The organism is Snodgrassella sp., from assembly GCF_024103505.1.
Lineage (GTDB): Bacteria > Pseudomonadota > Gammaproteobacteria > Burkholderiales > Neisseriaceae > Snodgrassella > Snodgrassella communis.
The window spans coordinates 25,687-44,840 of sequence record NZ_JAGGIJ010000011.1; the positions used below are offsets into that span (position 1 = coordinate 25,687).

The following is a 19,154-nucleotide window of genomic DNA, read 5'->3' on the forward strand; positions in this document are numbered from 1 at the left end:
AAGTTTTAGATAGGCTGTCCCTGATTTTCATAGCGGTGGTGAAACCACAACAGACAGGCACAGCCGAATAGTGTTAACGGCACACCGAGTAATGCCGGATACTGATAACCCCAGTGATGGCTGATGGCCAGCCCACCGCCATATGAACCGATGGCATTACCCAGATTGAATGCCATCTGAACGCTGGCTGCACCAAGCAGCGCACCACCCGGAGAATGACGCAGTAATAACAGCTGCTGCGGAGCCGATACTGCAAACAGGCAGAATGTACACAGACACATCAGTGTCGCCGATAGCCAGCCAGTTGAAGCAAACAAAAAAATCAGTAACAGCGCGACAGCGGCAAGTCCTTGCAAACTGGCGGCTACCTGTCCCGGCGTATAGCGGTCTGACAAACGGCCACCACACCAGTTGCCCGCTACCATACCGGCACCGGCCAGTACCATCAATAAGCTAACCTGATTGCCACTGAAACCGGATACTTGCATCAATAATGGGCTGATATAACTGAACCAGCAAAAGATTCCACCATTACCTAAAGTGGTGGCGGCCAGTATCAGCCACGGTGCCGCCGATTTCAGAAAATGGAATTGTCCCAGAATACCGGTATCTGGTAGCCGTTCTATTAGTGGTATAAAACGCTGTAAAGTAAACACCAGCACAATTGCCACTATGGCAACTAAGGTAAATACCACTCGCCAGCTTAAATGCAGGCTCAGCCATGTGCCTACCGGTACTCCGAGCAGATTGGCAACTGTCATACCGGCAATCATCATGGCTACTGCCTGCGCTGAACGTCCGGGAGGCGCCAGTTTGGTAGCAACAATTGAGCCGATGCCAAAATAGGCGCCATGTGGCAAGCCGGAAATAAAACGTGCCACCAATAGCGTTGTATAGCCGGGTGCCATTGCCGCTAGTAAATTACCAATCGCAATCAGTACGGCCAGTGACAGCAGAATGGTTTTGGGCTGTAAGCGGTAACTTAATACCAGCAGCCATGCGCCACAGCATACACCAAGCGCATAAGCAGCAATAAAATGTCCGGCCTGCGCAATATTGATGCCAAGTGAAGTGGCCACATCTGGCAGAATACCCATCATACTGAATTCTGCCATGCCTAGCGCAAATGTGCCTAACGACAACGAAAGTAAGCTTTTTAATAACATAATAATCTACAGCCATAGTTCGTTTAGCTATAAACAGTAAGTTTAGACGCAGCCTGTCTGCTTGTCACTTTTCGCGCGCATAAATGCCACACTTGCCCAGAATGGAATACAACCGCTGATTTCTGCAATGGCTGTCAGAAAACGGTAAACAAAAGTTGTATGGTTGGCCTGTGAGAGTGATTGGCTGATTGTGCCAGTCTGAATCACAGCCACAGATAATTAGAATTGCTCATACCATAACTGTATCAGTATGGCTGTTTTGTATACGGCTGTACCTGTCGGATTTATCTATCAGGGTAATGTATTGTTTATAGGGTCTTTGAAATTTCTGAGCTAAATCGGGCTGAGGTAAGAAACTGCTAATAATGGATTAATTTAAGGTGTAATATGGAATATATTAATATATAAATAATTTAGAATTTGCTGCTGGAGTAGACAGAAATGAAGAAGGTAATCGTGCAGTTTTCAACAATTAATGCTTTGATGGCAGGGCTGTTTGATGGGGTATTCGGTGTGGAGGAAGCAAAAAAACATGGTGATTTTGGTTTGGGCTGCTCGCATGCACTTGCCGGTGAGGTAATTATTGATAAGGATTTTCTGGAAGCAGACGGTGATAAGGCGGTAAAGGTGATGGGCAATGATGAGCTTTTGCCATTTGTACAGATAACAACGTTTCAGCCGGATAAGGTAGTGGATATTACTGCTGTGAGTAAAAATAATCTGTATACACATCTGGCGCAGTATTTGCCGTTGGATAATGTATTTGTGGCCATAAAAATCAGTGGCTGCTTTGATAAACTGAAAATCCGCCGTCCGTTTGTACAGCAGAAACCTTATCCGTCTGTTGTCAAGGTATTTGAGCAGCAGGTAGTGGATACGGTGGAGGATGTAAGTGGTACATTAATTGGCTTCTGGACACCGGAATTTTTCAAGGAGGTATCAGTAGCCGGTTTTCACCTGCATTTTATTGATACTACGCGCAAACTTGGTGGGCATGTGATTGATTTTATGGACAGTAAGGCTAAGCTGGCGTTTGAGCGCAAGCAATCGGTAGAAATTGTGCTGCCTGAAAACGAGGAATATTTGCACAAAAACCTGAAAATGGATGATTTAAATAATGTTATTAAACAGGTAGAAAATTAGTTTAGGCGTGTTACACTCTTTCTTAGTTATCTGGAATAGATTTAAGGGGTGTACGGTAGAATTTGCAGATACAACTGGATAACTTGTCTGCTATTTGTGCTGAAAGTGTAAACCATGAAAAAAATAATCTGTGGGCTATTTTACCTGTGCTTGCTGAGTGGCTGTAACCAGCAAGCAGCGGATGCCACTGCTTCATCTGAGGCAGCCAGTCAGCCTGCACATATGCCACTGGCGATTGACCCAGCGTTGACAACATCTGTTGACCAGCAGTTGCTGGCGTTACAGAAGAAGCTACCACAAAAGCATAAGCAGATTATGTTTAACGCAGCAGTACGGCATAATCAGACAATTTATTATTCGTATACGATGCTCGATAGCAAGCGTACTCAGAATAATTTCAATGTGGCCGCGGCGAAAAAAGATTTACAGCAGAATTGCCGCCAGCCGTTGACTCGGCGTATGTTGCTGGGTGGATTTAATTTTGTTTACGTTTATACGTTTCAAGATCATTCGCAGGTGAGTGTGTTGCTTTCTGGCAAGGATTGTCACTAGATGTAATGTCTGGTTGTCATAAACAGAGGGCGCAGTTAATGCGCCCTCTGATGTTGTTTGATTACCGTTGTGTTGTTACTGTTTCAAACGGGCAAAAGCAGCAGCCATGGCATTATCTGCACTGCTGGGCTTGTGTTGCATTTTGCTATTCTGTCTGCGCGGGCGTTCATTTCGTTGAGATGTGGCTTGGGCATCGTCATTCAGTCGCATGGACAGAGCAATACGTTTGCGCGGTATATCAATTTCGATTACTTTAACCTTAACCACATCACCGGCTTTAACAATATCACGTGGATCGGCAATGTAACGGTCGGCCAGCGCAGAGACATGTACCAATCCGTCCTGATGGACACCAATATCAACAAAAGCACCAAAGGCAGCTACATTGCTGACTACGCCTTCAAGTATCATACCCGGTTGAAGGTCGGTAATGTCTTCTACACCATCGGCAAAGGTGGCGGTTTGAAATTCACCACGTGGGTCACGGCCGGGTTTTTCCAGCTCGGCCAGAATATCGTTGATAGTAGGCAGACCCACATTGTTATCAATGTAATCGGTGGGTTTTAGTGCTTTAAGCACGCTGCGGTTACCGATGAGCTGGTCGGCACGCAGTTGTGCTGTCTGGAGCATTTTGGCAACAATTGGGTAGCTTTCGGGATGAACGGCACTGGCATCCAGTGGTTCATCTCCGCCCTGAATACGTAAAAAGCCGGCAGCCTGTTCGAACGTTTTACTGCCCAGTCGCGGTACTTTAAGCAGAGTCTGGCGATTGGCGAAAGCACCGTTCTGGTCGCGATAGTTGACAATATTTTGTGCCAGTGTATTGTTGAGACCGGAAATACGTGCCAGTAGTGCAACTGAGGCAGTGTTCACATCTACGCCCACTGCATTCACGCAGTCTTCGACTACAGCGTCCAGACTTTTGGCCAGCTGGTTCTGATTGACATCATGCTGGTACTGGCCAACGCCAATGGATTTGGGATCGATTTTAACCAGCTCAGCCAATGGATCTTGCAGACGTCGGGCGATGGAAATGGCGCCACGCAGGCTGACATCGAGATTGGGAAATTCTTTAGCAGCAAGTGCTGAAGCAGAATAGACTGATGCTCCTGCTTCGGAGACAACAATTTTTTGTAGTTGGTAATCGGGCAGGGCACGAATCAGTTCGCCGGCCAGTTTGTCAGTTTCGCGGCTGGCGGTACCATTACCGATGGCAATTAATTGGACTTTATACTGTTTAACCAGATGTATCAGTATGGTTAGCGCACCTTTCCAATCGTTACGCGGTTGGTGTGGATAGATAGTGGCGGTTTCCAACAATTTGCCGGTATCATCAACTACGGCTACTTTCACTCCAGTACGGATACCGGGGTCAAGCCCGATAGTAGTGAAGCGCCCAGCTGGAGCGGCCAGCAGTAAATCTTTCAAGTTTTGAGCAAAAACACTGATGGCGGCCTGATCTGCATTTTCTTTTAGCCTGTTCAGGGCATCCAGTTCCAGTGACAGGAAGATTTTGGCACGCCAGCCTAAGCGTACGGTGTCGCGTAACCAGCGGTCGGCAGCACGTCCCATATCGGCAATGCCAAACTGTTGCGCAATCAGTTGTTCGTAAATACTTTGTTCGCTCAGTGGCGTGTCATCTGGCTGGTATTTCAGACTGAGTGCCAGTATGCCTTCGTTACGGCCACGCAATATAGCCAGTGCACGATGACTGGGCATACTATGAATCGGTTCGCGGTGATTAAAATAGTCTTTGAATTTTTCTCCAGCACTTTCCTGACCTTCGAGTACTGTGGCCTGAATTTCTCCCTCACGCCACAATTTGTCGCGTAAACGGCCAATTAGGGCGGCATCTTCGGCAAACTGTTCCATCAGAATTGCACGTGCCCCATCCAATGCTGCCTTGCTGTCAGCTACGTTGTCGTTCAGATAGCTTTGTGCGGTAGTTTCCGGATTTTGGTCTGGCTGAGTGAGTAAGGCCTCGGCTAGTGGTGCCAGTCCATGCTCACGAGCAATCTGGGCTTTAGTACGGCGTTTGGGTTTGTAGGGGAGATAAATATCCTCTAATACAGTTTTGTTATCAACAGCAGCTATGATCTGTCGCAATTCATCAGTGAGTTTGCCTTGTTCTTCGATACTAGATAGCACTGTCTGTTTACGTTCCTGTAATTCACGCAGATATTGTAGTCGTTCAGCAAGAGTACGTAATTGAGTATCATCCAGACCACCTGTGGCTTCTTTGCGATAACGTGCCACAAACGGTACAGTAGCGCCATTGTCCAGTAGGTCAATCGCAGCCTGAATCCGTGCGGAAGCAACATTTAATTCGGAGGCAATTTTCTCAGTGATGTTCATAGCAATCTAATATGCAATAAAAAAGCAAGCATAGCTGGCTACAATAACTTTGTCACCTGTTGCCATTCGTGAAAAGACCGTATAAATGCTTTATAGGGTGTATTAAATTGCCTGTATCAATAAAGAAGGCTATTTATCTGAGATAAATAGCCTTTAATGTTATCTGAAGCAGATAAATTTATCCGGCGACAGGATAGGTACCGGGTATCAGGATATCCGTATTGACCGTTTTGATATCAGTATGACCGGTGAAGGCCATGGTGGTATCCATCTCATCGTAGATGATTTCCAGAGCGCGTGTTACCCCGTCTTCACCATATGCACCCAGACCATACAGGAAGGCACGGCCAATCAATGTGCCTTTGGCACCCATGGCAATGGCTTTAAGAACGTCCTGTCCACTGCGGATTCCGCTGTCTAGCCAGACTTCAATATCTTCACCTACCGCAGAGATAATATTGGGCAAAGCATGGACAGTAGACGGTGCACCATCAAGCTGGCGGCCACCGTGATTAGAAACCACAATCGCATCGGCACCGGATTTCACCGCCATTTCGGCATCTTCGGCATCCATAATCCCTTTGATAATCAGTTTTCCACCCCATAAATCCTTGATTTCTTCAATGTCTTTCCAGCTCAGGCGTGGGTCAAACTGTTCGGATGTCCATGAGGACAGTGAGGTCATGTCGGCTACACCTTTAGTATGGCCAACGATGTTGCGGAAAGTGCGACGTTGAGTATTGAGCATGGCCAGACACCATTCCGGTTTGGTGGCCAGATTTAACCAGTTGCGCAGGGTGGGTTTAGGTGGGGTAGACAAACCGTTTTTGATATCTTTATGTCTTTGTCCTAATACCTGTAAATCGGCAGTAACCACCAACGCTGAACATTGAGCAGCCTGAGCACGACGAATTAAGTCGCGCATGAATTCACGGTCACGCATCACATACAGCTGGAACCAGAAAGGAGCGCTGGTATTTTCAGCAACATCTTCGATGGAGCAGACAGACATGGTAGACAGAGTGAATGGTACGCCGAATTTCTCTGCCGCCCGTGCCGCCAGAATCTCACCATCAGCGTGTTGCATACCGGTTAATCCTGTCGGTGCCAGTGCTACAGGCATCTTTACCTGCTGTCCTACCATCGTAGATTCCAGTGTACGACCAGTCATGTCGGTCAGTACGCGCTGACGCAGTTTAATGCCTTGAAAATCATTACTATTGGCATGATAGGTAGATTCTGTCCACGAACCGGTATCGGCATAATCGTAAAACATTTTCGGTACTTTGCGCTTAGCAACTTTGCGCAAGTCTTCGATACAGGTCATTTTGCTTAATTTGTTTTGCATGTAGTTACCTATTTTTGAAATTTTCTTAGTGGACGAAGTTTTAACTGAGCAAGATAAAGTTATACATCAATTCTATCCAATCTGCCAGAATGAGGTATACACAGACTGCCGGCTGCCAAAAATCAGACAACGCGTGATAGTTTATAAATTATTACCATAATCAGAATGAGCAGACAGCTGATGCCAATCAGCATTGTCCATGGCCCCCAGCGTTGCGAACGTCCACAGAATCCAGCTGTTAATATGGCACAACAAAGACCAAGCAGAATGAGCAAAATTTTAAATTCCATTTTCTACCCCAGTAGAAATCTCGGTTGTCAATAATTAGTACAATTATTGTAATAACCAGCTCGCAACCTTGTCTGTTTTTTTACAGAAACGATAAATATTTGCAACATCAATTATTCATTTACTCTGCCAGACTATTATTAGTAGATAGCAGTACCTGAACTTACAGCTTAAACCCAGTAACTTTAAAGATAAATTTAATCGTTTTTATCTATCTGAGCAACTATTCAGAAAAAGGTCTTTCTCTGTCATAACTCACGAATAAAATAAAACCCCACTCGCAAGTGGGGTTGGGGATTCAAAAGAAGAAATTAGCCTTTTTTCTCTTTATCTTTTACTTCTTCAAATTCAGCATCAACGATATCATCGTTACCTTTGTTTTGTGGCTGTTCTGCCTGAGCGCCAGCCTGCTGACCTTCAGCCTGTGCCTGAGCATACATCATCTCGCCCAGTTTCTGGCTGGCTGTACCCAAAGCTTCAGCTTTAGCATCGATCGCAGCTTTATCTTCGCCTTTAATAGCCTCTTCAGCTTCTTTAATGGCTGCTTCAATTTTTTCTTTTTCAGCAGCATCCAGTTTATCGCCGTATTCACTTAAAGATTTCTGTACAGAGTGGATCAAGGCTTCAGCCTGATTGCGGCTGGCTACCAGCTCAGCCAACTTGCGGTCTTCTTCAGCATTGGCTTCAGCATCTTTTACCATACGTTCAATTTCTTCTTCACTTAAGCCAGAAGAAGCCTGAATAGTAATATTAGCTTCTTTACCAGTGCCTTTATCTTTGGCCGACACATGCAAAATACCGTTGGCGTCAATATCAAAAGTGACTTCTACCTGTGGCACACCACGCGGAGCCGGAGGGATATCACCCAGATTAAATTGTCCCAGACTCTTATTAGCAGAAGCACGTTCACGTTCACCCTGCAATACATGGATGGTTACAGCGCTCTGGTTATCTTCAGCAGTAGAGAATGTCTGCGTGGCCTTAGTCGGAATAGTGGTATTTTTATTGATGAGTTTAGTCATCACACCACCCATTGTTTCAATACCCAGAGACAATGGTGTAACGTCTAGCAATAATACATCGCTACGGTCACCAGCCAATACAGCACCCTGAATAGCAGCACCTACAGCCACGGCCTCATCCGGATTAACATCACGACGTGGTTCTTTGCCAAAGAAGTCCTTAACCGCTTCCTGTACTTTTGGCATACGGCTCTGACCACCTACCAGAATCACATCATTAATATCATTTACACTCAGACCAGCATCTTTGATTGCAGTGCGGCAAGGTTCGATAGAACGGGTAATCAAATCCTCTACCAGACTTTCGAATTTGGCACGGGTAATTTTCATAGCCAGATGTTTCGGTCCGGAAGCATCCATAGTGATGTAAGGCAGATTGATTTCAGTTTGCTGACCGCTGGAAAGTTCAATTTTAGCTTTTTCAGCAGCTTCTTTCAGTCGTTGCAAAGCCATTACATCGTTTTTCAGGTCGATGCCCTGATCTTTTTTAAATTCATCAATGATGTAGTTAATCAGGCGCTGGTCGAAGTCTTCACCACCGAGGAATGTATCACCATTAGTAGCCAGTACTTCAAACTGCTTGTCGCCATCAATTTCAGCGATTTCAATAATGGAAATATCAAACGTACCACCACCAAGGTCATAAACGGCAATCTTGCGGTCGCCTTTTTCACCTTTATCCATACCAAAAGCCAGAGCCGCAGCAGTTGGTTCATTAATAATACGTTTTACATCCAGACCAGCAATACGGCCGGCGTCTTTAGTAGCCTGACGCTGGCTGTCATTAAAATAAGCCGGTACAGTAATTACAGCTTCAGTTACCTTTTCGCCCAGATAATCTTCAGCCGCCTTTTTCATTTTACGCAATACTTCGGCAGAAACCTGTGGAGGAGACAGTTTTTCACCATGTGCTTCTACCCATGCATCATTATTATTGGCTTTAACAATCTGGAAAGGCATAGATTTGATATCGCGCTGCACCTCAGCATCATCAAATTTACGGCCAATCAAGCGTTTTACCGCGTAAATAGTGTTTTTGGGATTGGTTACAGCCTGACGTTTGGCTGGTGCACCCACCAAAATTTCGTTATCATCCAAATACGCCACAATAGACGGTGTAGTACGTGCACCTTCAGCATTTTCTATTACCTTGGTCTGGCCACCTTCGGAAATGGCAACACAAGAGTTGGTCGTACCCAAATCAATACCGATTACTTTTGCCATAATTTAAAAATCTCCTAATGATTTAATCTCGTAATTTGTGCCATTATCGTACGGCTACAAACACAGTAGTTCAAAACTACCACGATATTATTGCTAATGCATCGTAAATGGGTATTCCTAGAACGATTTCAAGCATAGTTTTGCAAATTTTATCCAAATAATAGTCCGCAAAAAGCCTGTTTTAATATCAATAGCGTTTACTTACATAGTTATATGTTATATTCATTCATGCTTGAACAGTAAAATCGTTCTATTTTCGTCATTACCGTCTGATACTATTTTGCGCTATGTCAGACGGTATTTTGCAATAAGAGTTTATAATCACTCTGAATATTAATGATTTCTGTTTGGCTGTATCGATATCTTCATGATTTAGGAGTATGTTGTATGCCTGTAAAAATTGGGTTTAAACCCATTCCTGCTGCTATAGCGCTGTTAATCAGCCTGATTATCTGGTTTGCCATACCGGTGCCAGAAGGAGTTTCACCACAGGCTTGGCATTTATTAGCCATGTTTGTTGGTGTGATTGCGGCCATTATTGGTAAGGCCATGCCAATTGGAGCACTGTCTATTATTGCCATAATGCTAGTGGCATTAACTGGCGTTACCGCAGACGCCCCCGGCAAAGCCATGAAAGATGCTCTGAGCAGTTTTGGTAACCCACTGATCTGGTTGATTGGCGTGGCTATCATGATTTCACGCGGTTTGTTAAAAACCGGCTTAGGAGCGCGTGTTGGTTATCTGTTTATTGGTTTGTGGGGTAAACGCACCTTGGGTGTCGCCTATAGTCTGGCCGTAGTGGAATTATTACTGGCTCCTGTTACTCCAAGTAATACTGCCCGAGGTGGTGGCATTATTCATCCAATCATGAAATCTATCGCCTCCAGCTATGATTCTGATCCTGAAAAAGGTACAGAAAAACGTATGGGTAAATTTCTGGCTCTGGTGAACTACCACGCCAATCCCATCAGCTCAATCATGTTTATAACCGCTACAGCACCAAACCCACTGATTGTGGATTTAGTAGCCAAAGCAACAAACAGTGATATTCATCTTTCTTGGGGTACATGGGCACTGGCCATGCTATTGCCCGGTCTGGTGGCTATGTTCCTGATGCCGCTTATCATATATTGGATGTATCCGCCTGAAATCAAGCAGACTCCGAATGCAGTTGCATTTGCGAAAGAGCGTTTGAAAGAACAAGGACCAATGACCCGTGATGAAAAAATCATGCTGGGTATTTTTGCAGTATTGCTGGTTCTGTGGGCTGGCATTCCATCTATGCTGTTTGGTAAAGCTTTTGCTGTTGACCCAACTACTACCGCATTCATTGGTTTGTCACTGTTATTATTAACCGGTGTATTAAGCTGGGACGACATCCTGAAAGAAAAAAGTGCATGGGATACCATTACTTGGTTTGCTGCACTGGTCATGATGGCAACTTTCCTGAATAAATTGGGGCTAATTACCTGGTTCTCCGGAGTACTGGAAAGTAGCATTGGTAGTCTAGGTATGGGCTGGATAGGTGCATGTACACTGCTATTACTGGCTTACATGTATGCGCACTATATGTTTGCCAGCACCACAGCACATATCACAGCTATGTTTGCTGCTTTCTATTCTGCCGGTCTGGCACTGGGCGCACCACCAATGCTATTTGCCCTGATGATGGCTGCCGCTTCCAGCATCATGATGACACTTACTCATTACGCAACTGGCACCTCACCAGTAGTGTTTGGTTCCGGCTACGTCACCTTGGGTGAATGGTGGAAAGTTGGTTTCATCATGAGCGTCATTGAACTGATGATATTTGTCGTAGTTGGTGGAGCATGGTGGAAAGTTCTGGGTTACTATTAATCTAGTCTGTTCATCCCCTTCTCAGGCTGCCAGAAATTATGGCAGCCTGTTTTGTTGTTTAAAATCAAATTCAATGATTTTGACCGAAATTTCACTTGTTTTTACCGTACGGAATCGGTTATGATGCATCGCCTTAAGGGAGTAGTTGCACAGGTGATTTCTCCAGTACCTGTGGTAACGATCAACATATTTGCAGCATTATCTGCATGGTCGTAACGTCTGACCAGATGGCGGATTAACGAGACTTGAGACAGGATAAAACCGCTATGGCGGGGGTTTTATCGTGTCTTTTGTCTTTAAACCCGCCTATTGGTATTCTAAAAATGGTTCATGCTTTTCTTTCTTCGGTTATACCGGTTGCTTTAGCTGAAATCGGTGACAAAACTCAATTACTGACTTTATTTCTTGCTACCCGCTTTGCGCGAAAATATGCCATTATCGCCGGTATATTATGTGCAACCTTGCTGAATCATATGGTGTCTGCTTGGTTTGGCGTTGAAGTAGCGCGCTTTTTTACACCTCAGCTAATGGGTTGGGTTGTTGGTTTCAGTTTCCTGATTGTCGGATTATGGCTGTTAAAACCAGATAAGGATGATGGCGTAGACACCCGTTTTATGCGTTATGGTCCGTTTGTGGCGACAGCAGTATTATTTTTTCTGGCTGAAGTAGGGGATAAAACCCAAATCGCTACGATATTACTTGCTGCGCAGTATCGTGATTTGTACTCGGTAGTGCTGGGTAGTACCGTAGGTTTATTGCTGGCAAATGTTCCTGTAATATTTTTTGGCAACTGGTTGATGCAACGCTTACCACTTAATCAAATTCGCATCAGTGCCTGTTTCCTATTTTGTCTTTTAGGTATTATTATCCTGATTCAGACATGGTCAAATTAAAATATCAGACATGACTGAGTAGATTGATCAATATTATCGGACTTCCCGAAACCATGCAAAAACAATTAAAACGTTGTGATTGGGTTAAAGCAGACCCCCTTTATCAGCATTATCATGATTATGAATGGGGGCGGGTGCAAAGAGACGGACAAAAATTATTTGAAAAAATCTGTCTGGAAGGCCAGCAGGCCGGCTTATCATGGATTACTGTATTAAAAAAGCGTGATGAATACCGGCGCTGCTTTTACAATTTTAATCCACATAAAATCATTACCATCACCGATATCAAACCATTTCTGCAAAATCCCGGATTGATTCGCCATCCGGGCAAATTACAGGCCATTATTCATAACGCCCATGCCTATCTAACCATGCAACAGCATGGAGAAGATTTTGCCAGTTTTATCTGGTCGTTTGTTAATCATCAGCCGATTATCAATCACTATAAATTTTTAGCTGAAGTACCCGCCCAGACAAAAATCAGTGCAGCTATGTCCAAAGCATTAAAAAAGCGCGGTTTTAGCTTTGTAGGACCCATTACCTGTTATGCTTTCATGCAATCGATGGGCTTAGTAAATGATCATCTAGCTAGCTGTTTTTTGTGTCGAGAATTAAAAAATAATCAGCCTAAATAATAAAATCAAAATGAAGAAATTAAAGTTATATCACCTATTTACTGTTTTTTAATGAGTTTTATACTGTATTTACCAATTAATTTTATTACATATTATTTAACAGACTTTAGTTACCAAGATATCATGGATATAGAGTGGGTTTATGATAACAGATGTTACTATCCTGAAGAGTCTGAAAGTGACGAATATAATTATGATAAAGATTGTTCTATTTGTGAACAACTGAGTCCATACAATAATAACGGCATTCATATCAAAGACGGTAATGGATATCTTATTGGTCTTGACCTAATGCGAAAAGTTTATTTGAAGCAAAAGCCCGATTATTTTCCTTCAGAACTACTTACTGGCGGGGAACTGCATCTTAAGGATTTTAAATCTGGCATTACTTGTACTTTTTATTCATATGAGTAACCTGATATAATTGATAAAAAGTAATAATAAAATGCAAATACATCAATAATGATAAAAATAAAAATCATATATTATCTATTCGTTATTAACTTTTGTTACACTATTATCTGATAAAAATCGCCAAATACCCCTTAAATAGAATTAAGCTATATTGAAATTCTAAACATTAATTGGCGAATTTATGGATGCAATAACAATATTCCCTCGCATTTTGATGGAGAGTATCCTTGTGGTTATCACTTAATGGGTCAAGATAACAAAAACATTAAAATAACAAATAAAAGACATTTTGTATTAATAATAAGCTTTTAAATAAAGCAACGCCTAAAAAGAAGCTAAGCAAATTTTCTACTGACGAAATCTTAACTAGCGGTGAATAAAGAGTTTATCACTTCGAAACAAAAATAACCCGTTACTATGAATTTGATTTTGGATTTTGACTAATACAGATATATCTTTTTCAGTTTCAAAAAATTTAATCTTATTTCATTTGGCTCTACCATACTCCTTCTTATAGCGTGTTTTTCAACATGTAAAAATATAACCATTAGTTAACACTTAAATATATTACTGTTAACACCCTAATATCCCATTTTACCTAGATACATCATTAGACAATTCAAAATAAACTCAATATTTTCTGTAATAAATATACAAAGTAACAACTAATATGATATAAAAGTAAAAACTGTAATACAAAGCATCTGCACAGCAAATAACTTGTCGTACAATACAACACTTGGACTAATTATATGGATTTACCTAGTTAACTAGCCTCATTTGAATTGTTGTAATATAAATCTGTTTGTTTTTAATTTAAATGCAATGAGTCATTGTCATGCAAAACAAGTTCAGACTTGGTTTTTATCTTAGTATCTGTGTACTGCTATTAGGCTATTTAAACCCAGTTTGGGCTGAAGATAAACCAGCCGCAATCATGGCTAGCGAACCAGTGCCGGTAATCTGGTATGCATGTCCGCTAGCAAATAATCATGTTAGCTACACAACTAAACCATTAGATGTTCAATGCCAGATTGCCAAACATCCGCCCACAGACAGTGATGATTTAAAAAAACATTCACTGGAAAACCAAAATGCCCCAGGATTAGAGCAGCTACAGCGCCTCTGGTATAGTGCTGAATTTGGTCGTGATAGCGATTTAATGAAAGTACCGCCAACACCTAAAATAGGCATCCTGCTGCGTCAGCAGACACCGAAACCAGATATAGCCACTGCAATTAAAAATAAAAATGTACCAGCAAAAATAATTGTTGTGCCCAAATTAACCCCAAAGCAACTCGTACAGCGTGATATTGCCAGTGAACAGCGGGCATTGGTGACAGCCCAGCAGCAATTGCGACAGGCGCAAAAGCAAGGTATTGTTGCCCAAATTCAGCGCTGGCAGCAAAATGTTACCGATAGACAGGCCAATATCCGCGTATTGAAACAAGAGTTAAGTCGCTACTAAAAATTAACTAATATTCATATTTCAAAGCGCGAGCAATAAATAGTAATTAAACTTGTAGCCAAAACGTGACTGGGCCATCATTAACCAGAGAAACCTGCATATCTGCTGCAAATATTCCAGTTTTAGTTATAAGCTGTTTTTGGCATAATTCAACAAAATAATTATACAAATGATTGGCTTCAGCTGGCGTTGCACCTTTAGTAAAACTAGGTCTCGTCCCTTTTTTAGTATCAGCAGCAAGAGTAAATTGTGATACAACCAATAGTTGTCCATTCACCTGCTTAATATTCAAATTCATTTTATTATCCTGATCACCAAATACTCGGTAACCTAGAACCTTATTGCACAGACGTTCAGCTTTTTGTGGATCATCGCCTTGTTCAACACCTAACAGAACCAGCAATCCGTGCTCTATTTGGCCGATAATTTCACAGTTTACACTGACACTGGCTTGCTTAACGCGTTGTATTAATGCAATCATTGAACATCCTGTCTAAATCTGTCTAAATTTTAATCCATATCACCTTAGAAGATAATTCTATCAGCACAGATTAAAAAAACACCATACAGACAAATAATCAAAAACTTTCTAGCCGCTATAAATCAGAAATTCCCGCCCAAGAAAAACGCCAGCTCAAAAACTGACGTTTTTCTTGTAACAATAAAGCCTAATCAACATCATGAATAAATTGTACTCCGGATAGATGCGAAGACAAAATAGCCGATTTGATCATCCTTAAAGCTTTAGGGCGGACAAAATTACGTCGTGAGGCCAAGACCACACGCCGTTTCGGAGCCGGATTAGTAAAAGGAATAATGCTGAATAACAAATGGTCATTTTCCGTTAATGCCGTAGCAGGCATTACACTAATACCCAAGCCACTGGCAACCATATGCCGAATCGTGTTAATAGAACTTCCTTGAATACTATTCGATAAACCCAGAATTTTCTGACGCGAAGCCAATTCCTGACAGCTATCCAGTACATTATCACGCATACAGTTACCTTCTGTAAGCAACAATACACGTTCTTCGCCCAGCTGTTTTGGCGTAACTTCGTCTAATTGCTCAAAAGGATGGCCTTTGGGAACAATAACAAAAAAAGGTTCATCATAGAGCGGGATCGTTGCCAGCCCCGTTTCATGAAATGGTTCAGCAACCACAATTGCATCCAGAGCACCACGCTTCAGTAATTCTGTTAGCACATCAGTATAATTTTCATCCAGTTGCAATGGCATTTCCGGTGCCAGCTGCCGCAATGACAAAATTAATTTCGGTAACAGATATGGTGCAATTGTAAAAATAAGACCAAGCTTAAATATTCCAGCCAGCTCGCTTTGTTCCTGATTTGCCATTAGCCTGATACGATCAGCTTCTTCCAGTACCCGGCGTGCCTGTAACACAATTCGCTGACCCGCTTCAGTTGTCAAAACTTCATTACTGCTGCGGTCAAATAAAGTCAGCCCCAACTCTTCTTCAAGCTTTTTAATTGCAATAGATAAAGTGGGCTGGCTCACAAAGCATCGCTGGGCAGCACGCCCAAAATGTTTTTCCTGAGCGACGGCCACAATATAGCGCAATTCAGTCAGCGTCATTCACTGGCCTTTTTTTTCCCGTTTCCGGTAAAGTAATATTCAGAGCCAATACATCCATACCATCTTTCTTTTCCTGAGCAATATGAATATCGTTCAAAGAAACATGAACATATTTTGACAAAACTTCCAATAGCTCTTTTTGCAATGTAGGCAAATAATCTGGTGCTTGTGTAGCACGCTCCTGCGCAATAATAATCTGCAAACGGTCGCGTGCCAGCTGAGCGGATTGTTGCTTCTTGCCAAAAAGAAAATCCATTATAGACATGACCTAACCTCCAAACAGGCGCTTGAGAAAGCCTTTTTTCTCAGCATCCAGAAAGCGGATTGGACGGTCTTCACCTAACAGACGAGCTACCACATCTTTATATGCCTCAGCAACCACTGAATCTTCCTGTAAAATAACAGGAGTGCCCGAATTGGAAGCCTGTAGCACATTTTGCGATTCAGGAATGACACCAATCAAAGGAATACGCAAAATATCCTGAATATCCTGAACAGACAGCATTTCACCCTTTTCAACGCGTTCAGGCGCGTAACGTGTGATCAGTAAATGCTCTTTTACCGGTACACCATTAGTTTCCGCACGGCGGGATTTGCTGGATAAAATACCTAAAATACGGTCAGAATCACGTACACTGGAAATTTCTGGATTCGTAGTTACAATAGCCTCATCTGCAAAGTACAAAGCCATCAATGCGCCCTGCTCAATACCTGCTGGAGAATCACAGACCACATATTCAAAACCCATCTTGCCAGTTAGGTCGTTTAAAACCTTTTCCACCCCATCACGAGTAAGCGCATCCTTATCGCGAGTTTGAGATGCTGGTAATACATAAAGATTATCGCAGTGTTTGTCCTTAATTAACGCCTGATTAAGAGTAGCCTCATCCTGAATGACATTAATCAGATCATAAACCACGCGGCGCTCACAACCCATAATCAAATCAAGATTACGTAAACCCACGTCAAAATCAATTACCGCAGTTTTATGGCCGGCTAAAGCTAGACCTGTTGAAATGCTGGCACTGGTTGTGGTTTTACCAACACCACCTTTACCTGACGTCACCACAATAATCTTTGCCACAATTAAATTCCTTTTGTTGTAAAGTGAACCCATTAATATGTTTACAAATTAACAGTGCATAAAAATCATACATCTGAATAAATTAATGCGCCTGAATCGCGCTAAGTACCAGCCGGTCATTTTGCAGAAAAATCTGTGCTGGGCGACGATCCAAATGTGCCGGTAACTGCTGATCAAAAATACGATAAATACCAGCCACAGATACCAGCTCAGCTTGCATGCACTGAGCAAAAATACGTGTATCCTTATTACCTGCGGCACCAGCTAAAGCACGTCCACGCAACGGGCCGTAAATATGAATATTGCCATCAGCAATGATCTCCGCACCTTCACTGACCAATCCCAGAACAATTAAGTCAGATTTTTCTGCATAAACCTGTTGCCCCGTCCGAATCGTACGATCAATAACCAACGTTGGCAGCGCATTTGCGGAAACTGATGAAATACATTTTTCTTTATTTGCATCTGCCGTTTGTGGAGAAAATGCCTCGGCTACAGCTTTCACTCGAGAATTAGCCTGCTCTTCCGGCAAAATACTAAAAGCTATATTATGTTGTTTAGCCAAACTTGCCCAGCTTGCATCAGAATGACGAATAGCTATAACACGCAAATGATATTGTGCAAACAGCGCAAATAGCTTTCCTAAATCTACTGTTGCCGGACTAGTAAGATTTTGCAGATCCAAAGTAAAAGGCATATTACGTAAATTTCCAAAACGATCTGCCCGTTGCTTTAGTTCATAGTTAATCAAAGTCAGGTCATCAGTCAGTAACTGTACTGATAGTGTATCCAGACGCGCGGATTTCACATTAAAAGCAGCTTTCATTAACGTGTTTGCCCAAATAAATTTTGATTAGAATATAGAGTAAGTATCGAAGTGTACCGTTTTGATTAAGCGGCTTCAATGACAACCCGTAGCTACAGACAAAATAATTACCCTTAAGCCAAGAAAAACTGATAATGACCGACATCTTCACTCAATCCACCCAACCAACAAAGTCATCTATGCCACGATTAAATATCATCGGTACCGGTAAAGTTGCCTCAACACTAGCCATTATCTGGCATCAAAGCAGACAAATAAATATACAGGCAGCATGGAATCGCAGTTTCCCAGCAGCACAGCATCTTAAAAGCCATATACCGCATATTCAACTTCATAAACAGCTAAATACCTTACCACCAGCAGATATCGTAGTCATAGGTGTTAGTGATCAAGCCATAGAAACAATTGGCCAACAAATTAATCAGACAGACTGGATCACAGCCAATACACTAATACTTCATTTTAGCGGAGCACTAAATAGCAAAGTATTACAGTCAAACAAACAAAAAATACTAACTGGTTCATTACATCCAGTATTTGCTTTTGCCACAATCGAAACGGCAATTAATACACTGGCCGGCCACCTATGCGCCATAGAAGGCGACAGCGCAGCATTACCGTTATTGCAACAGTTGGCACAGGCAGCAAATCTAACTAGTTTCAATATTAACTCTGCTCAGAAAACTCGCTATCACGCAGCACTTTCCATCAGCGCTAATTTTTTAGTCACATTAAATGCTTATGCGCGCAATATACTGGCTACCTTATCCTTGCCGCCACAACTAACAGAAAAGCTAGTAAACCAACTCATGCAACAAAATCTTGATCAACTGCAAATCATGTCTCCAGCAGAAGCCTTAACTGGTCCGATAAAACGTGGCGATAGCAACATAATCGCCTGCCACTGGCAGGCATTGAGTTCCTCAGAACGAGTAGTTTACAAAGCACTGGCAGAACAAACTTTAAACTTAACCACATTAAATAGAGATAAATACCAACAAATAGCACAAATCATTTCTGCAACAAATGACTGAACCAATAGATTGAGCAATATCTATCTAAAGGACATTCATCAAAACAAACTAAAACTAAATTCGACAAAATTAAATATTATAAAAAATATGCGGTTAATAAATTATACAAAAATAAAAGCGAGAAGTAGTTGACAGCGTTTAGAGCGAGGCGTATAGTTCGCCTTCTTCGCTGATGACGCGACGCGAAAGAACTAGCCAGTTTAAAGTAGAACGCAGTCAAAAGCAACGCTCTTTAACAGAACAGATTACC

The 19,154-nt window shown here is 42.4% G+C and carries 18 protein-coding genes; 8 read left to right on the forward strand and 10 right to left on the reverse strand.

From position 1 onward, the window contains the following. Positions 1–5: 5 nt before the first annotated feature. Together J6578_RS09620 and J6578_RS09625 are read right to left on the reverse strand one after the other, a co-directional pair. A complete protein-coding gene (locus tag J6578_RS09620; protein WP_287954515.1) occupies positions 6–1,166 on the reverse strand; it encodes an MFS transporter in 1,161 nt (386 codons plus the stop codon). A gap of 42 nt (positions 1,167–1,208) precedes the next feature. Further along, positions 1,209–1,379 (reverse strand): hypothetical protein, encoded by a 171-nt coding sequence (locus J6578_RS09625; protein ID WP_180296899.1) that lies wholly within the window; start codon positions 1,377–1,379, stop codon positions 1,209–1,211. Between the two features lie 228 nt (positions 1,380–1,607). Here J6578_RS09625 and budA point away from each other — a divergent pair, with 228 nt between their 5' ends. Together budA and J6578_RS09635 are read left to right on the forward strand one after the other, a co-directional pair. Beyond that, positions 1,608–2,309: an acetolactate decarboxylase gene (budA, locus tag J6578_RS09630; protein ID WP_287954517.1), complete on the forward strand. Its 702-nt coding sequence runs from the start codon at positions 1,608–1,610 to the stop codon at positions 2,307–2,309. Positions 2,310–2,423: 114 nt separating this feature from the next. Continuing rightward, on the forward strand, positions 2,424–2,861 hold the full coding sequence (locus tag J6578_RS09635) for a hypothetical protein (protein ID WP_239424438.1): 438 nt from the start codon (positions 2,424–2,426) through the stop codon (positions 2,859–2,861). Positions 2,862–2,936: 75 nt separating this feature from the next. On the opposite strand, the gene J6578_RS09640 is transcribed toward J6578_RS09635, so the two are convergent. From J6578_RS09640 to dnaK, 3 genes are all read right to left on the reverse strand, one after another. Further along, positions 2,937–5,216, reverse strand: coding sequence for a Tex family protein (locus J6578_RS09640; RefSeq protein ID WP_287954519.1), 2,280 nt, complete (start codon positions 5,214–5,216; stop codon positions 2,937–2,939). Between the two features lie 178 nt (positions 5,217–5,394). Further along, positions 5,395–6,564, reverse strand: coding sequence for an alpha-hydroxy acid oxidase (locus J6578_RS09645; protein ID WP_093093613.1), 1,170 nt, complete (start codon positions 6,562–6,564; stop codon positions 5,395–5,397). A gap of 599 nt (positions 6,565–7,163) precedes the next feature. Then, entirely contained in the window at positions 7,164–9,098 is a 1,935-nt protein-coding gene (dnaK, locus tag J6578_RS09650) for a molecular chaperone DnaK (RefSeq protein ID WP_093093615.1), read from the reverse strand. Between the two features lie 399 nt (positions 9,099–9,497). Between dnaK and J6578_RS09655 the strand changes: the two genes are divergently transcribed. The 5 genes from J6578_RS09655 (at position 9,498) to J6578_RS09675 (ending at position 14,365) form a co-directional block, all read left to right on the forward strand. After that, positions 9,498–10,955: a DASS family sodium-coupled anion symporter gene (locus tag J6578_RS09655; protein WP_093093636.1), complete on the forward strand. Its 1,458-nt coding sequence runs from the start codon at positions 9,498–9,500 to the stop codon at positions 10,953–10,955. A gap of 266 nt (positions 10,956–11,221) precedes the next feature. Beyond that, the gene (locus J6578_RS09660) at positions 11,222–11,848 is read left to right on the forward strand and encodes a TMEM165/GDT1 family protein (protein ID WP_239392918.1); all 627 of its coding nucleotides are present in this window, start codon (positions 11,222–11,224) and stop codon (positions 11,846–11,848) included. 53 nt (positions 11,849–11,901) lie between these two features. Beyond that, positions 11,902–12,483: a DNA-3-methyladenine glycosylase I gene (locus J6578_RS09665; RefSeq protein ID WP_287954521.1), complete on the forward strand. Its 582-nt coding sequence runs from the start codon at positions 11,902–11,904 to the stop codon at positions 12,481–12,483. Positions 12,484–12,606: 123 nt separating this feature from the next. Next, a complete protein-coding gene (locus J6578_RS09670) occupies positions 12,607–12,897 on the forward strand; it encodes a hypothetical protein (protein ID WP_287951405.1) in 291 nt (96 codons plus the stop codon). 937 nt (positions 12,898–13,834) lie between these two features. Further along, on the forward strand, positions 13,835–14,365 hold the full coding sequence (locus J6578_RS09675; protein WP_143557939.1) for a hypothetical protein: 531 nt from the start codon (positions 13,835–13,837) through the stop codon (positions 14,363–14,365). A gap of 46 nt (positions 14,366–14,411) precedes the next feature. Here J6578_RS09675 and dtd read toward each other — a convergent pair whose 3' ends face one another. From dtd to minC, 5 genes are all read right to left on the reverse strand, one after another. Further along, positions 14,412–14,846: a D-aminoacyl-tRNA deacylase gene (dtd, locus tag J6578_RS09680; protein WP_239366812.1), complete on the reverse strand. Its 435-nt coding sequence runs from the start codon at positions 14,844–14,846 to the stop codon at positions 14,412–14,414. 187 nt (positions 14,847–15,033) lie between these two features. Next, on the reverse strand, positions 15,034–15,960 hold the full coding sequence (locus J6578_RS09685) for a LysR substrate-binding domain-containing protein (RefSeq protein ID WP_093093624.1): 927 nt from the start codon (positions 15,958–15,960) through the stop codon (positions 15,034–15,036). Further along, on the reverse strand, positions 15,947–16,225 hold the full coding sequence (minE, locus tag J6578_RS09690) for a cell division topological specificity factor MinE (protein WP_037407189.1): 279 nt from the start codon (positions 16,223–16,225) through the stop codon (positions 15,947–15,949). Before minE ends, J6578_RS09685 begins: the two co-directional genes overlap by 14 nt. Before the next feature lie 3 nt (positions 16,226–16,228). Further along, a complete protein-coding gene (gene minD / locus J6578_RS09695) occupies positions 16,229–17,044 on the reverse strand; it encodes a septum site-determining protein MinD (RefSeq protein WP_100150814.1) in 816 nt (271 codons plus the stop codon). 82 nt (positions 17,045–17,126) lie between these two features. Further along, positions 17,127–17,870 carry a septum site-determining protein MinC gene (gene minC / locus J6578_RS09700; RefSeq protein ID WP_093093628.1) on the reverse strand — a complete coding sequence of 248 codons (744 nt, stop codon included), beginning with the start codon at positions 17,868–17,870 and terminating at the stop codon, positions 17,127–17,129. 134 nt (positions 17,871–18,004) lie between these two features. Between minC and J6578_RS09705 the strand changes: the two genes are divergently transcribed. After that, positions 18,005–18,904, forward strand: a complete 900-nt coding sequence (locus J6578_RS09705; RefSeq protein WP_287954524.1) for a Rossmann-like and DUF2520 domain-containing protein — start codon at positions 18,005–18,007, stop codon at positions 18,902–18,904. Positions 18,905–19,154 lie beyond the last annotated feature (250 nt).